This is a genomic window from Blautia sp. HA3515 (assembly GCF_059933065.1).
Genome location: NZ_JAYFUY010000148.1, coordinates 14,672 through 30,276 on the forward strand (window position 1 = coordinate 14,672; position 15,605 = coordinate 30,276).

Consider the following 15,605-nt stretch of genomic DNA (forward strand, 5'->3'; position numbering starts at 1 on the left):
TTACTCCTGCTTCTTTGATGAAGCCCCTTTTCCTTCCGGCTTCAGCTTTCTGTATAACTTCCATGCCTTTGTATTTTCCATTTCATGGATCTGGGCTTCTTTTTGCTTCAGCTGAGCCTTCAGATCCTGGATCTGGGCATTTTTTTCATTTTCTTCCTGTGCAAATCTGCTCCAGAATTCCTTTACTGCTTCCTGTTCCTTTAAAGCCTCCAGCTCCAGGGTGAGGATCTCTGCTTCCCTTGGCACATTTTCCAAAATGATCTGCGGATCTCCGCCGCCAAAATAGTAGCAGTGATCACCAAGTGCAAACCCATTGGTATGGAAAGCTGCCCTTCCCAGATCTCTCCAGCGGATCTTGCAGATCTTAAAGCCTCCCCGGCACTTCACCCGGATCAAGACGCATCCGCCTTGTGCCTGCAGGTACTGGGATATCAATACATAGCCCTCTCCTGGTCATAGGATATTTAAAAGAGTCTCTTTCCTGAAAATCCTGTCCCCTGTCGAAAAATACCTGAAGCTTTCTCTCATCTCCACAGCCCAGGATCCTGTCATAATATTCCATCATATCCAGCTTGCCCAGGAGAAATCTCATCATACAGGGACAACATAGGGATATGCTTCCCAACCATGTATTTCTGGAAATGCTGCTCCATCTGCTTATATATTTCCTGTTCTTCCCGGCTGATCCCGGCCTTTTCATAAAGGTCTCTGTTTTTCAGCACATGACGCTTCCCGTCACTTTCCAGGTAATAATGAAGCATACGATACATAATAAAGTGTGCAGGTACGCAAAAGTCAAAGGTCCACTCGTAATCCAGCACCCAGTCCTTACCTTTTCCAAGAAGGATATTGGCCGGAACCAGATCAATATCCGCAAGCCTGCCGCCCTTTAAGCCTTCTGAAAGCCCAGGCCTGGCCAAATACCTGTATAAACTCCGGTGATTCCTTAAAATCCTGGCTGCCGTAAAGCCGTTCTGCCTTATGAAGATAAGTAAACAAAAGGCTTTCTGCCTCATCTAACTGTCCTTCTTTTAGAAGTGTATCCAGCTTTTCTTCCAGGGTAATCCCTTCCAGATACTCCAGTTTTACCCCATTTGATACTTGTTCGCAGGAGTTGACATCAAGCTTTTCTTTTTCAAAAAGCGGAGCTAAAGCCTGTCCTTTATCATAAATATTACTTACATGGGCTTCTGCTTTTGCCCCTGCCGGAAGCTTCTGTACATAACGGCTGCCATCTGGTTTCTGGCAGATCTGGGTAAGGATATTAAATCTTGGATCTCTTTCATTGGAATACTTGATATAGGCTGTCTCTGTTTCAAATTTGTCCTGCCCGATCACTACCAGGAAGGAATTGGCAAACTGAGGATACAGATCATTATCCAAAATAGAATCATACACTGCTGATTCCTGGAAAAGTTCCATACGCAGCCTGTCAAAATTATATTCTGTACGATTCAGTTCCCCACGCCTTGGCAGTCTTCTGTCCGAATAAATGGTCATAGGGAATTTGTAATCTGGGAATGGATAATACCAGGTGCTTTCAAAGCCGCCAGCTTCCTGGAAGATCTTTTTCAGTTCTTTTACAGTAAAGGTCTTTACGCCCTTTGTGGATGGATACCCCTGGATTCCTTCAAATAGAGTACCAAAATGGTCTTCTGTACATCCTGCCCAGTATTTCAGTCCAAAACGATTCTCAATGGCGATCACGATCTTCCCGTCCGGCTTCAGATGCTTTCGGATGATCTTAAGGAAATCCACATAAGGATCCTGGCTCTGGATATAGGCCTCTCCATATTCAAATACACCGATCAAAGTGATATAATCGTATTTCTCTGTCAGGTTCTTCTCCACATCCTGAAAATTTCCCACAAGGATCTTCAGCTTCTCACTGTCTCTGTGTCTCCACGCATTGATCTCACTGCGCTTCATGGACAGATCGATACAGGTCACTTCACCTGCTCCTCCAAGAAGGGCACCTGTAACAGCACCGCATCCGGAACCGATCTCCAACACCTTTTCCTTGCCTGTAAAAGGCATCCAGCTAAGGATATTCTCTCTGATATGTGAAAAATGATAGAGAATGGGCCAGCTTTTCTTTTCCCCGATCACCTTATTAAATCTGTCCGGGCTTACATTTCTGGCGATCTCCAGCATTTCGTCCTCAATAGCACCATCTGTATATAAATCCCTGCCCTGATAGCAGGTATCATCCAGGATCACATTACCGATCTTCCTCATATATCATCCTCCTGAACCGTTACAGTCGAATTCATATCAAAAAATCCTACCGTATTCTTGGCAGAAATAACGGTAATATTGCACGCATCATACAGTCTGTGGAACACCTTAAATTCCCCATCCTTATAGCCGGTACAACCGAAGGACAGAAGATATTCTCCACCCTGCAGATCCATTTTCTGTGTAAAGGTAACTGTACAGCATCCTCCCGGAGCAGGCTCCGGCACTTCTGCTTTTTCAAAAAGGGTGTTGGTGCCTGTCAGCTCTGTTCCCCTGATATTCTTAAAGGTATATGCCATGATCGGCTCCTGGATCTGCTCATTAAACCGAACCTTCATAAGGATCTGGAAGGTGCTCCCCTTTTCTATGGTATTGGTGAACATCCCTTTGTCATCCTTGATGGCAAAATCCACGATCTCCGCCTGCTTGTCCCCATACTCCAGAGTATTAGGATTTGGCAGGAAATGTTCATGGCTGATGGAAGCTACGGCTGCTTTTGCAAGGCCCTCGTCCCCATCTGTTTTTTGTTTTACAGGCTCCTGTCCTACCAGAAGCTGCTTGTACAGGTCCACCATTTCCTTTGGTGAGCCTTCATCCAGCTTAACACCTTTGTTAAGGAGGATCACACGGTCACAATATTTGGACACGCTGCTTAAGTCATGGGTAACAAAAAGAATGGTTTTTCCCTGTTTCTTAAACTCTTCAAATTTATGATAGCATTTTGCCTGGAAAAATACATCTCCAACAGACAATGCCTCATCTACGATCAGGATCTCAGGATCGATATTGATGGCAACTGCAAAGGCAAGACGTACAAACATACCGCTGGAGTAGGTTTTCACCGGCTGGTGTATATAATCTCCGATATCTGCAAAAGCAAGGATATCATCCAGCTTTGCGTCGATCTCTTCCTCAGAAAAGCCGATCATGGTACCGTTCAGATACACATTCTCAAGCCCGGAATATTCCATATTAAAACCGGCTCCCAGTTCCAGAAGGGCAGAAATACGTCCATTGACCTTTACTTCCCCTGTGGTAGGTGCCAGCACTCCTGTGATGATCTTAAGGATCGTGGACTTCCCGGAACTCTGTTCACTCCGATGATCCCTACACATTCTCCTTCGTGAATATTAAAATTCACATCATGAAGGGCATAATGCTCCCTGTATTTTTTCTTTCTGGACAGGCCAAGAGACTCTTTCAAACGGTCAGAGGGCTTGTCATACAGCTTATACATTTTTGATAAATGCTGGACTGAAATCACATTTTTATCACTCAAAACAGGCTGATTCCTTTCTATAGTACGTCTGCGAAATGGATCCGCAGTCTTTTAAATACCCAGTTTCCAAAGCAGAAACAAACCAGGGTAAAGAGCCAGAAATATAAGGTCCATAATGGTCTTTCAAAAAACCACCGCTTTGCAACAAAGGCATCCCTGTAACCGGAAACAATATAGTACATAGGGTTCAGCTGAAGGATCTTCTGGATCAGCGGATGGTCCTTCAAAGCTGTATCTGCCACCCACATAATGGGTGTAAGCCATACGCCTACCTGCAAGCCGATGTTGATGATCTGAGTCAGGTCACGGAAGAATACCACCACTGCACAGGTAATGTAAACCAGGCTTAAGGACAGTAAGAATACGCAAATACTGTAATACAGGATCTGCAGATAATACCAGTCTGGAAATCTTCCGTAAAAGGCATACAAAATAATTGTAAAGACCACGAAAAAGCCGTGTACAAACAGCGCGGAAATGATCTTCACAACAGGAAGCACACTGATGTTAAAAACGACTTTTTTTACAAGGTAATTATATTCAAGAAGAGCATTGGTCCCGCCTACCAGCGCATCCTGGAAAAAGAACCAGGGAACGATCCCGGCTACCAGATACAATACAAAAGGGATCCCGATCCCATCTGTATTCTGGCGGAAGCCAACAGAAAATACAAACCAGTACACCATAATGGTAACAATGGGCTGCACGAATGCCCAGAAGGTTCCGAAATAGGAACCGGCGTATCTGGTCTTAAAATCATTTTTAGCCAGTTTCATAACCAGCCGGCGGTTTTTGTATACATCCGCCGGCAGGGAAAATATCGTCTTAAGCATTCATTCTCTCCTATCTATGGAACTCCTTAAAGCTCCCCCATTTCTGGTCTTTGTCAGAGAAAGTAAGCTCCATCCCTTCAGGGATCGGCCATTCTACTCCAATGTCCGGATCATTCCAGATCAGGCCGCCTTCGTCTCCCGGATGATAGAAGTCAGAGCATTTGTAGGTGAACTCTGCACTTTCAGAAAGTACCAGAAATCCATGAGCAAATCCCTTTGGAATAAAGAACTGTTTTTTATTTTCTGCTGAAAGCACAACACCAAACCATTTGCCGTAGGTTTTGGAGCCTTCCCTTAAATCTACTGCCACATCAAACACTTCACCGTTTACCACGCGAACCAGCTTATCCTGAGGATAATTGATCTGGAAATGAAGACCTCGTAATACTCCATAGTGGGAACTGGACTGATTGTCCTGTACAAACTCCACATCGATCCCTGCTTCTTTGAAATCATTGTAATTGTAGGTTTCCATAAAATAACCACGGGCATCTCCAAAAACAGTTGGCTCGATTACTTTCAATCCTTCAATATCTCCACATGGTGTCACTTTGATTTTTCCCATTTTGATTTCCTTTCTGCCTTTTTGGGCTTTCCATTTTCTATATTTTGTTCACAAATCCTGCTTGCTTAATACTCCTTAAAGGACTTCAGCTGCTCTGTAACATACTCCACATCCTTCATGTCCAGGTTGTAGAACATAGGCAGCCTTAACAGCCTCTCGCTTTCCTTTGTTGTATAGCGGTCCTCTCCTGCAAAGCGGCCAAACTTCTGCCCTGCCGGTGCTGTATGCAGCGGAATATAATGAAACACACTGCAGATACCTTTTTCCCGAAGATAATGGATCAGCTTGGTACGAACTTCCATATCCCGTACTTTCAAATAGTACATATGGGCATTATGAGTACATCCTTCCGGGATCACCGGCCGTGTGATCTTACCTTCTTTCTCAAGAACCTCCAGCTCCTGATGATAATAATTCCAGATTTCCATCCTTTTATCCTGGATCTGGTCACAAACCTCCAGCTGTGCGTAAAGATAGGCTGCATTCAGTTCACTTGGAAGATAGGAGGAACCATAATCCATCCACCGGTATTTGTCCACCTGGCCTCTGAAAAACTTACTTCTGTCAGTCCCCTTTTCCCTGAGGATCTCTGCTTTTTCCTGATACTCATCCTTATCAAATAAAATAGCACCGCCCTCTCCCATGGTATAATTCTTTGTTTCATGAAAGCTATAGCAGCCAAAATCACCGATGGTTCCCAGTGCCTTGCCTTTATAGTAAGCATTTACGCCCTGGGCAGCATCCTCAACTACTTTCAGACCATATTTGTGTGCGATCTGAAGGATCTTATCCATCTCACAGGACACCCCTGCATAATGAACCACTACGATTGCCTTTGTCTTCTCTGTGATAGCCGGCTCAATCAGATCCTCATCAATATTCATGGTATCCGGACGGATATCCACAAATACGATCCTGGCACCTCGAAGTACAAACGCATCTGCTGTGGACACAAAGGTATATGCAGGCATGATCACCTCATCCCCCGGCTGTATATCAGACAGATAGGCTGCCATCTCAAGTGCATGAGTACAGGAAGTGGTAAGCATTACATGTGCTGTATGAAACCTTTCCTCCATCCATCTGGAACACCGTTTGGTATATTCCCCGTCACCGCACAGCATGCCTCTTTGCACAGCATCCTGAATATATTCCATTTCTTTGCCTGTATAGGCAGGCCTGTTAAAATCAATCATCTGCTTTTCCATGTCCTTTTTTCTGTATAATTTCTGCCGGTTCCTGCACATCTGGCTTCTGAACATCTGGCTTTTTAGTATCTATTTTCTGAACATTTACGGTTTCCCGTATTACATACTGAGGAGTTTTATTCTGGTTCAGGATCATCTTACCGATATATTCTCCCATAACTCCAAGCATCAGAAATGTAATACCGAAAAAGATCAGCATGGCGCACATCAGAGAAGACCAGCCCATAGCCACATCAGGATTGGACAGCTTCTGGATCAGCACAGCCACTGCCAGTATAAATCCTGTAAGGGAAAACAGAACTCCCATCACCTCTGCTGCCCGAAGAGGGATCACCGTATAATTAAGGAAAGACATAAACAATCGGAACGCCTTTTTAAAATTATAATTAGAGCTTCCTTCTTCTCTTGAAAAATGCTGGATCTCAATATTGGCAATATTGGAAGTAGTACGATAAAACAGGATCTGCAGATAAAGATTGTAGCCTTCATACTTTACGATCTCATCCCGTACATACCTGCGGCAGCACCAGTAATTGCTGGCCTCCAGTCCCTTGGGGCGTTCTACCATATGCCATACGATAAATGAAGCGATCTTGCTGGTCAGATTCTTCATAAAACTGAATTTTCTTTTCTTATATATTCCAAAGACTACATCATAGCCTTCTTCCATCGCCTTAATAAAGGCAGGTATCTGCGACGGGTGGGTCTGCATATCATCATCCATTCCCATGATATAATCCCCTTGCGCCTCATGAAGTCCTGCCATGATGGCATTATGCTGTCCAAAATTTTTGGCCAGATTAATTCCCTTTACATTCGGATATTTGCTGCCCAGCCTGCGGATAGCTTCAAAGGTATCATCCGGGGAACAATCATTCACCAGGATAAATTCACAGTCCAGTCCGGGAATCGTCCTAATCACCTCCATGCTCATCTCCACCACCTTCTCAATAGTATGGGCAGATCTGTAGCAGGGGATCACAATTGATAAAAGCATTTTTTCTCCTTTTATAATGAGAATACCAGGATCCCCACAAGGATCACCAGCAGTCCCAGAAGTTTTCTCTTGGTAAACCGTTCCTTCAACACCAGATATCCCATCAGGGACACAAAAATATAGCTGCTGGACTCGATCACAGGCGACAGAGAAAGGGGTACTTTCTTTAATGCCACCATTGTAAGAAGTGTTGACAGGAACAAAAGTCCGTATCCTGTGATCACATAAGGATTCAGATATTCGTGAAGTCTGTCCCTGTATGTCTTATTGGCAGATATCTTCAGCAATATCTGGGAAAGGGATGCCACAAATACGGATACGATCAGAATACATATATAAATCTGCAGTTCATTCATCAGCAGTCACCACCAGATAAATTCCTCCAAAAATGATCAGTGCCCCAAGGATCATATTCCAGGTGATCTTCTCACCAAAAATAAAGGTGCCCCAGATCATCCCCCAGATCAGGCTTACCGGCTTATTAGCATAAGCCACCGTCAATGGCAGATGCTTCAGGATCTGCTGCCAGATCAAGGCATACAAAGCCATGATCAGAAGAACGCCGCCATACCATAAAGCAAAACCGATCAAACTTTTCTGATTGGCTGCCATTTTGGAACATACACCGCTTAAAGAACTCATCAGAAGGCTTACATGCAGAACCAGAAAAAGTCCTGCTGTCTTTTGCTTTCCATTCTCTTTCATGCTATTTTCCCATAATTATTCCATAAATTCAATGTGTATTTTTGATAAAACTTCCTGAAGTCTCTTTCTGCATTCTGTAAGTGTGCTGCCCTTCAGGATCACCTGTCCCAGCCTGTCCCTGCCATTACGATATCTGTGTATCTCTTCTCCAGGGCAAATGTTGAAAGAAAGATCCAGGACATCCCCGGATGGTGCATTGTCATTCCTGATCTCTTTTACGATCCCATCACGTAAAGATAACAGAGTATGTGACAAAACAGCAGGATGTTCTCCATCCAGACGGAACATCTCTTCAACTCCAAGATCCAGAGCCAGCCTTACAATGGCTTCATAATAATTGATACCAAAAAACTCTCCTACAATCTCCGGCAGACAAGTGGCTCCTGCCCTGGCAGTGATCTCAACCACATAAACCCTGCCATCCTTCCAGATCAGGTCACAGTTCACAGGACAATTATCAAGCCCCAGGGCTTTTGCTGCTTTGCCCACCTGCTCCCTGGCCTGCACGCCAAGAGCTTCCTCTTCATCAAAAGGCACAGAATGTCCTACCGGTGTAGGCACTGCGCTGATGAAAGCTTCTGTATTATCAAGAAGGCAATACAAAAACTTTCCGTCCTTCAGCATAGCTTCTGCCCCAAATAAAGTACCTTCTATAAATTCTTCTACAAGGCAGTAATCTTTCCCTGTAGCTTCCATAGTAAGCCTGTAATTGGCTCTTGCTTCTTCTTTTGTATTGCTGCGGAAAATCCCTCTGCTCCCCATCAGGTCTACTGCCTTCAGGATCACGGGAAAGGTAAGCTGGGAAAGGGCGTCTTCCAGTTCTTCCTCTGATCTTACACGGATATGCCGGGCCGTCTGTACCCCTGCCTTTACAAAGGCTTCTTTCATTTTCCATTTATCAGAGGCTGTCTGTGCAGGAATGGCTTTTGGCCCAATAAGCCCCATAGCTTCACACACGGTCCCTATAGCCGGTACTCCTGTATCAAGACAGCAGGTAGTGATCCCCTGGATCTGTGTGCGCCTTGCCTCTGCCAGCACTGCCTGTGGATCTGATATGTCTGTATAGGAACATTCGTCTGCTTCTGCAAAACCTGGCCAGCTGCCTGGTGTGCTGCAGACAATGGTATAAATCCCCAGCTTTTTCGCTGCCTGGATCAATGGCATCTGAGAGTAACTGGCTCCCAGGATCATCAATTTCTTCATGGAATCCCTACCTCTTTTAAAAAATCAGGGCATGAACCGCCCTATGATCGCTGTATCATATCATAGCGTTTTTGTCCGATACTGTCAACTGACGGATCCCAGGATTTTGCGTGCCTGCTCCAGAGAATCAGTCTGCACAATATAATACCCATATCTGGAGCCGCTGTCTGTAATAGGATGGGAGCCAGGCTGACTGTCCAATACAAACTCCCGGATGATCCCTGGGCACGTTTCTTTTAATTGGTAATAAGCCTGAAGATCTTTTTCATCCATGATAAAACGAATGACTGCATACATTCCTTCCTGATTCCGGACAAATGTGGGCGCATTCCCTAATGCTATGTCCACAACCATTCCTACAAAATCCTGTCCTGTGGACAACGGCACCAGATGTGAGCCGATACAGTCCCCACCCATTCTGGATCCGATCTCAATAATGTGGATATCACCCTTTTCATCAATACGGAACTCACTGTGACCGGCGCCATTTTTCACCTGCAAGGCATCCAAAGCTGCAAAAATCATTTTCTTTGCTTTTTCTTCTGTTTCAGTATGAAGAGGTGCAGGCTGTAAATGACCTGTTTCAATAAAATGAGGTGCTCCTGTGGTATATTTCTTTGTAATAGCCAGACAATGATGCTGTCCTGCAAAGCTTATGGTTTCCATGCTATATTCATCCCCGGAAAGATAGCCTTCCACAATGGCTTTCTTTTCAAAGGACTGACTGACTGCGGCAGTGATAGCAGCCTTCAGTTCCCTTGGGCTGTTTACCTTTGTGATAGCCCTGCTCCCTGAACGGTCTGTAGTGCTTTACGATCACCGGATATTCCGGTATCTGTACCTTGTCCTCTTCTTCCACGATGGTAAAAAAAGGTACAGGGATCCCAGCCAGAAGAAAGGCCTTCCGCATGGCATACTTGTTGGTAGAGTTTTTGATACACTCTTCTGAATTGCCTGGAAGTCCCAGCCTTTCAGCCAGATACTGTACCGTTATGTTTGCCAGGTCAGAGCCAATAGTCGCTACTCCATCCGGCTGGATCTGTTTACAGATCTCCAATATTTTTTCTTTTTCAGTAATACTGATCTCATAAAAATAATCAGCATCTGCTGCTCCTGTTGCACCCTCTCTCCATGCAAAGACATGGGTCTGATAACCCATGTCCTTGGCTTTTCTTATGAGTGGGCGCTGAAAATCATTTGCTCCGATGATCACAATTTTCTTCATAGTCCCTGTTTATCCTTATTTGCGTATGTTTTCCTTGACTTTTATTTGCAGGCTGTATTGACCTGTTTTTCTTTATTTTCTCTTATATCGTCTCACATAGACACCATTTTTATCAAACACATAGATCATTCCGCTGGCCGTCCGGATTCTTGTATGCTTTGCACATACGCCTGCTTTGTCACCGGAAGGATAGAAATAATATTTCTTACCGTTTAATCTCAGCCAGCCCTTCTTTGCCTGTCCGTTCTTCTGGAAATAATAGGTATTATACGCTCCATTTTCCCGGATCGTCTTAAATCCTCCGTTAAATCTTACGCCATTATTTCCGAAATAGAAATATCCTGCCATTCCGTACCAGCTTTTTATTCCTGTACATGATCCTGGTGTCCAGATCAAAGAAATAGTATTTTCCTTTGATCCTCTGGCTGCCCTTTAATGCAATGCCCCTGCTGCCAATATAATATTTGTTGCCGCTTTTTGTTACCCAGCGATTAGCAGTACGTACACCATTTTTGTCCACATAATACACTACACCATTTACTTTTACAAGGCTGTTCACGTACATATTACCGGATACCGGATGGAAGTAATAGTATTTACCATTAATCTGTTTCCAGCCTTTTACACGCTCATCATTGATGTAATAACACTGTCTGCCATTTTCTGTATACCAGCCGTTTTTTACAGATATATCGGATGTAGACGCTTCTGTTGCAGGGGTATATCCTTCCCTTGCTGACCATCTGGGCGTCACCCGTGTAGTATAATCTACAAAGCCATAATTCAGGTCCACATTATTCTCTTTAGGAATACCTGCTACCAGCCCTTTGGTAGTACGCATGTAAGAACCTTCTCCAAGATTCCCGGCTGTACACTGCCAGATCCCATAATTGTATACACTTCTGTCCGGTGCAGGATTCTTATCGCTATAGCTTGCGATCCATACGTCAAGTCCGGACAGCATGCTCATATTCACCTTTTCTTTGTACCAGTGGGTATTCATATAAACCATTGGCGTATATCCGGCAGCCTTCACTTCATTACAGAAAGCAAGGGTCATTCTTGCGATCTGGTTCTTCGATAAAGACTCCATTTTGGAATATTCAATATCATATACAACCGGATAGGAAACCTTGTAGCCGTTCATCTTACTGATGGCCAGCTGTGCTTCCTTTAAAGCTGCAGTGGTAGTGGTGGCTTTGCTGTATACGTAAGTTCCAACCGGAAGGTCTGCTTCATTGGCAGAGCTCATATTATAGTCATAATACTTATCCATATAATCTGTACCAGAGGAAATACGGATAAAGGCAAAATCAATATCTGAATTTTTCACTTTCTGCCAGTTGATCTTCCCCTGCCATTCTGATACATCGATACCTCTTGTTACCACTCCGGGGATTTCTGCGCCGCTGCCATTGTAACACACACCGTTGATCCGTCTCCATGCGCGCTTGTCCACCTCAGAAGAGCTGGAAGCTCCTACCTGTGGAACCTCTTCTCCTTCTGCTACGTTCTGCCGCAGTAATGCCGGATTCACACTTTCTGCTTTTACATCCTTCGTTCCAGAAATCCCTGCTGTTCCTAATGCCATTGCAAGCATCCCGCAGGTCAGCCATTTTTTCCAGTTTTTCATTTTATACCCTCCAAATCCTTTCTTAATAAATCTTTTTGTAATTCAACACCTTTGAATTATGGTTAAAAATCCTTTTTTCTAAATATCTATCAAACCTTATCAAAATTATTACATTTTTGTTACTTGTTTATTATACATAGGAATCCCCTTAATTTCAACAAGATTTTCCACGCCGTGCTTCCAAACTATCCCCCAATCACCACAAAAAACAGATACAGAAAACATAATCATAGGCAAAATAGTAATCATTCTGGTTGCATTGTAGAAAAGCATTATGGTTATATATCATGCGAGGCTTTCGCAGATTTCGACTGTGCTAGCTTCTCTGAGATTTGCAGTGTCTGAACGCCGTAGGCGTGAGTTTTGGCAAATCTCAGAAATAATAAGCGCACGGGAGAAATCCGAAAACGAAGCCCTGATATATAAACATAGCTTTTCTACAAAATGCAACAAATCAAAACATATCTTTCAATGATTGCTTTTCTGTAAAAAGGAGATGCTGCCGCAGCAACATCTCCCATTGTAGTTTATTGTGTAATCGAAGGAATCCGGAGGATCAAAAGTGTATGGCGCACGCAAAGCTACCAACGGATTGCGTCCCAACGGTCCTTTAAATACTTCTTCGCTCCTGGCTGTGCCATCAAAAACAGTAATCGCAGATCCGTTGCAGTTCTCATAAACCCACTTGGCATCTGCTACACATACACGGATACATCCATGAGAAGCAGGCTCTCCAAGCATATTGTAAAATCCTGCCGGAAGCGCATATACATCCGGGCTGCCTCCCGGTACGGAATGCACAAGAACATTGCCAGTTACATGCGTTCCATACTGTCCCCAGGAATTTCCCATCAACGGCTGCCATCTGGCGCTGCGGCTAAGCCTGAATGTACCTACCGGGGTAGGTGTCTCAGGAAGGCCAACAGAAACACGGATACTCTTCACCGGAATGGTACGGTTGGAATTATAAACCGTCATAACACCGTTCACACGGTCTACTGTCACAGAATATGGTCCTGCCACACGGTCAGTCACATCATTGATCCTGTAACCGTCTGCATCAAAGTAATAGCGCAGACCATCGATCACACAGGACGTATTCTTCACAAAGCCTTTCTTAGATGGGTCAATATACCGAACCAGATTCTTTGAATCATTTTCAATCACCCATCCGGTTGTAAATCTTCCTGTATTGTCCAGATATCCGTATGTACTTCCTTTTTTGATAAATGTATTACGAACTGCTTTGTAATTTTTAAAGTAATAGGAATTGCCCTTCACCTGCTGCCATCCGCTCTTGCGAAGTACACCGCTCTTATATGCATAATACCAGTTGGTACCGTCTGTTGCCAGACGTCCCTTAACCATTTTGCCATTCCTTTTGGATGAAGTACTTGGTGTAAAGAAGTATGTCTTCTTCCCAACCTTATACATACCGCTGGCAAGCTTTCCGTTTTCTCTGAAATAGTAACCGGACTTCAGCAGCTTATTCTTATAATGGTTTCCATTCTTTGTAAAATAGAACCATCCATAAAATTTACCATTTACAGTTACCTTCTGCCAGCCGGTCTTTTTGACGATCTTCCCAGGCGTTTTCCCGAAATAATACATCCGGTTCCCCGCACCTGTACAACGATGCCAGCAATTCTTCCATGTTGCACGGCTGCCATAACTTGCCCACATAATACTTGCTGCCCTTATAAGTGACGATCTTATTGATATAGATCTGCCCCTGGGCATCCGTCAGATAATACTTGCCATTCTCAGCCTTCTTCATGGCATTTTTAAGGATATAGCCATTCTTATCCAGAAGATAAGATCTGTTCCCTTTTACAGCAGGATCCAGTTTGGTAACAATAGTTCCATGCTCATATAGCTTCCCCAGATCGGCCGCATTGTCTCTGCCAGTATTAAAAAACTGCCACTTCTCTCCCTGATCTGTCTGCTGGCAAAGCCATCCGCCATAGAACATCTTGCCAGCAATACCATAAGCATCTTTTTCTTCCTGGAAATAATAGGTGGAAGTCACACCGTTCACAGTAAGCGGGATCATACCTGTACGTGGAACTCCATGCTCATCCAGGCAATAATAATTTCCATCGATCAGATAATACCCTGTGTATTTCCCCTGTGCCCTGGCATCTGCACTGATCAAGCTGAGACAGAGCCACCTGCTTCCCTGAAGGGTCATAATAGGAAAAAGCACCAGTTGTCTGATCCCAGCGCCAGCTTCCGGAAGTATTACCTGCTTCCTGTGCCGAAAGATCCTCTCCAGCAAAAACATTCCCATCATTAAACAGGCTTTCCTGGCTGTCTGCATCCAGTCCGGACGCATCAGCGGACGGTTCCTCCTGTACAGTGCTCTCCTGCACATCTGCCCCAGTCAGTTCATCTTGACCAATATCAGTAATCTCTGTAGTAGTCTCTGTTTCAGTCTCTGCCTCAGTTCCTGCTTCAGTTCCTGTCACAGCTTCTAACTCAGTACCTGTTTCACCTGCCTCCTTTGATGGTACAGCAGTTAAATCCTCAAACCCCTCATCTGATCCTTCTGCAGCAGTCTCCGCAAAAGAATCTGCTTCCATAGCATAAGCAGAAGGTGCAGCCGTCATACACATAGCTGCACACAAAAGCATAGATACAATTCTTTTTTTCACTTAAGATCTCCTTATTCCCCTAATCCGCCTTCAATTGCTTTTACCAATGCTTCCAGTGCTTCCTTTTCATCTGCACCTTCGCACACCAGCTCAATCTCATCTCCGCACCTCACGCATGCCCCAAGCACGCTCAGTACACTTTTGGCGTTTGCAGTTCCCCCACTGAATGTAAATGTGATCAATGATTTGAATTTGATTGCCTCCTTACACAGGATCCCTGCCGGACGCAAATGCAGTCCTGATGGATTGTTCACAGTTACTTTCTGACTTACCATTTTATCACCCCTTATCCATTATTATCTTCCACATTGGAGATCTCTGAGATCGTCACATCTGTGGTCACATCCTCCAGAAGCTCATAGCCCTTTGGCAGCTTCACTGTTACAGGCACTTCATAGCTTCCTTCTGTCTTTCCATCCAGATCAATGGATGCCTTAATATCTGAAACATCAAACTCATCAATATCCCCGTCTACAGCCTTTACCTTCACACTGATACTATCTGTGTCAAAAGCGAACTGCAGATCAGAAGGTTTGTTATCCACTTCGATCTCATTGGCAGGAAGACTGAAGGTACGACTGCCAACAGGCAGGATAGATACCCGCACCAGCACATCCTCGCTGGCTCCGCTTGTAAGCTTAGTATCCTCAGGAAGCACATCCTTCAGGCTTACCTTCTTTTCCATATCACTCTTCTCACCGGGAGATATCTACACCATCTCCTGAGATCCACAATGTATTATCCTCCAGTCTCAGCTTCTCTAATGCCTCATCAGTACCTGCAATGCTGATGGTGTCAGGCACTGTAGTCACACTGTCTACCTGATAGCCATCTGCCGCTTCTCCTGTATAACCGGCACGCAGCTTCACACCTGTACGGATCTTCCAAAACTTGGTGGTAACTGTTACCTTAGGATTGTCAATGGTCAGATATGCCATCTTGCTCGTCAGTAAGACTGTCCTGGTTCTTATCAATAATCTGAAGACTAACATCTTCTGTCACATCTTTTGTTTTGCCGTCTACATTCACGGTAGCATTTACTTTGTCAATTTTATTGATCAGCGA

The 15,605-nt window shown here is 44.3% G+C and carries 21 protein-coding genes and 1 pseudogene; all 22 read right to left on the bottom strand.

Annotated features, from left to right (window positions below; translation table 11 throughout):
• The 22 genes and pseudogenes from R1Y93_RS11945 to R1Y93_RS12050 all read right to left on the bottom strand — a co-directional run bounded on the left by R1Y93_RS11945 (position 1) and on the right by R1Y93_RS12050 (position 15,478).
• Complete coding sequence (locus tag R1Y93_RS11945) at positions 1–396, bottom strand: hypothetical protein (RefSeq protein ID WP_500822970.1); 396 nt, start codon at positions 394–396, stop codon at positions 1–3.
• Entirely contained in the window at positions 365–565 is a 201-nt protein-coding gene (locus R1Y93_RS11950; RefSeq protein ID WP_500822971.1) for a hypothetical protein, read from the bottom strand. Before R1Y93_RS11950 ends, R1Y93_RS11945 begins: the two co-directional genes overlap by 32 nt.
• Positions 549–920: a hypothetical protein gene (locus R1Y93_RS11955; RefSeq protein ID WP_500822972.1), complete on the bottom strand. Its 372-nt coding sequence runs from the start codon at positions 918–920 to the stop codon at positions 549–551. The genes R1Y93_RS11950 and R1Y93_RS11955 overlap by 17 nt, the downstream gene beginning before the upstream one ends.
• Positions 865–2,238, bottom strand: coding sequence for a class I SAM-dependent methyltransferase (locus R1Y93_RS11960; protein WP_500822973.1), 1,374 nt, complete (start codon positions 2,236–2,238; stop codon positions 865–867). The genes R1Y93_RS11955 and R1Y93_RS11960 overlap by 56 nt, the downstream gene beginning before the upstream one ends.
• A pseudogene (locus tag R1Y93_RS11965) lies at positions 2,235–3,475 on the bottom strand (ABC transporter ATP-binding protein). Before R1Y93_RS11965 ends, R1Y93_RS11960 begins: the two are co-directional and overlap by 4 nt.
• A 59-nt stretch (positions 3,476–3,534) precedes the next feature.
• Positions 3,535–4,350 (bottom strand): ABC transporter permease, encoded by an 816-nt coding sequence (locus tag R1Y93_RS11970; RefSeq protein ID WP_500822974.1) that lies wholly within the window; start codon positions 4,348–4,350, stop codon positions 3,535–3,537.
• A 10-nt stretch (positions 4,351–4,360) separates the two neighbouring features.
• Positions 4,361–4,915: a dTDP-4-dehydrorhamnose 3,5-epimerase gene (gene rfbC / locus R1Y93_RS11975; RefSeq protein WP_158421413.1), complete on the bottom strand. Its 555-nt coding sequence runs from the start codon at positions 4,913–4,915 to the stop codon at positions 4,361–4,363.
• Positions 4,916–4,980: 65 nt separating this feature from the next.
• The gene (rffA, locus tag R1Y93_RS11980; RefSeq protein ID WP_500822986.1) at positions 4,981–6,111 is read right to left on the bottom strand and encodes a dTDP-4-amino-4,6-dideoxygalactose transaminase; all 1,131 of its coding nucleotides are present in this window, start codon (positions 6,109–6,111) and stop codon (positions 4,981–4,983) included.
• A complete protein-coding gene (locus R1Y93_RS11985) occupies positions 6,104–7,120 on the bottom strand; it encodes a glycosyltransferase family 2 protein (RefSeq protein WP_500822975.1) in 1,017 nt (338 codons plus the stop codon). Before R1Y93_RS11985 ends, rffA begins: the two co-directional genes overlap by 8 nt.
• 11 nt (positions 7,121–7,131) lie before the next feature.
• Positions 7,132–7,476 (bottom strand): EamA family transporter, encoded by a 345-nt coding sequence (locus tag R1Y93_RS11990; RefSeq protein WP_173727261.1) that lies wholly within the window; start codon positions 7,474–7,476, stop codon positions 7,132–7,134.
• Positions 7,469–7,825, bottom strand: a complete 357-nt coding sequence (locus tag R1Y93_RS11995; RefSeq protein WP_158421410.1) for an EamA family transporter — start codon at positions 7,823–7,825, stop codon at positions 7,469–7,471. Before R1Y93_RS11995 ends, R1Y93_RS11990 begins: the two co-directional genes overlap by 8 nt.
• A 15-nt stretch (positions 7,826–7,840) precedes the next feature.
• Positions 7,841–9,028, bottom strand: a complete 1,188-nt coding sequence (locus R1Y93_RS12000) for an ATP-grasp domain-containing protein (protein WP_500822976.1) — start codon at positions 9,026–9,028, stop codon at positions 7,841–7,843.
• A gap of 84 nt (positions 9,029–9,112) precedes the next feature.
• Positions 9,113–9,808 (bottom strand): ATP-grasp domain-containing protein, encoded by a 696-nt coding sequence (locus R1Y93_RS12005; protein WP_500822987.1) that lies wholly within the window; start codon positions 9,806–9,808, stop codon positions 9,113–9,115.
• On the bottom strand, positions 9,741–10,253 hold the full coding sequence (locus tag R1Y93_RS12010; RefSeq protein ID WP_500822977.1) for a hypothetical protein: 513 nt from the start codon (positions 10,251–10,253) through the stop codon (positions 9,741–9,743). The genes R1Y93_RS12005 and R1Y93_RS12010 overlap by 68 nt, the downstream gene beginning before the upstream one ends.
• A gap of 72 nt (positions 10,254–10,325) precedes the next feature.
• Positions 10,326–10,601, bottom strand: coding sequence for a hypothetical protein (locus R1Y93_RS12015; protein WP_500822978.1), 276 nt, complete (start codon positions 10,599–10,601; stop codon positions 10,326–10,328).
• Entirely contained in the window at positions 10,573–11,886 is a 1,314-nt protein-coding gene (locus R1Y93_RS12020; protein ID WP_500822979.1) for a glycoside hydrolase family 25 protein, read from the bottom strand. The genes R1Y93_RS12015 and R1Y93_RS12020 overlap by 29 nt, the downstream gene beginning before the upstream one ends.
• A 468-nt stretch (positions 11,887–12,354) precedes the next feature.
• On the bottom strand, positions 12,355–13,497 hold the full coding sequence (locus R1Y93_RS12025; protein WP_500822980.1) for a L,D-transpeptidase family protein: 1,143 nt from the start codon (positions 13,495–13,497) through the stop codon (positions 12,355–12,357).
• Positions 13,424–14,041, bottom strand: a complete 618-nt coding sequence (locus tag R1Y93_RS12030; protein ID WP_500822981.1) for a hypothetical protein — start codon at positions 14,039–14,041, stop codon at positions 13,424–13,426. The genes R1Y93_RS12025 and R1Y93_RS12030 overlap by 74 nt, the downstream gene beginning before the upstream one ends.
• The gene (locus R1Y93_RS12035) at positions 13,962–14,540 is read right to left on the bottom strand and encodes a hypothetical protein (RefSeq protein WP_500822982.1); all 579 of its coding nucleotides are present in this window, start codon (positions 14,538–14,540) and stop codon (positions 13,962–13,964) included. Before R1Y93_RS12035 ends, R1Y93_RS12030 begins: the two co-directional genes overlap by 80 nt.
• Positions 14,541–14,551: 11 nt before the next feature.
• A complete protein-coding gene (locus R1Y93_RS12040) occupies positions 14,552–14,815 on the bottom strand; it encodes an HPr family phosphocarrier protein (RefSeq protein WP_500822983.1) in 264 nt (87 codons plus the stop codon).
• Positions 14,816–14,826: 11 nt separating this feature from the next.
• Positions 14,827–15,225, bottom strand: coding sequence for a CdaR family protein (locus R1Y93_RS12045; RefSeq protein ID WP_500822984.1), 399 nt, complete (start codon positions 15,223–15,225; stop codon positions 14,827–14,829).
• A 10-nt stretch (positions 15,226–15,235) separates the two neighbouring features.
• Entirely contained in the window at positions 15,236–15,478 is a 243-nt protein-coding gene (locus R1Y93_RS12050) for a hypothetical protein (RefSeq protein WP_500822985.1), read from the bottom strand.
• Positions 15,479–15,605 lie beyond the last annotated feature (127 nt).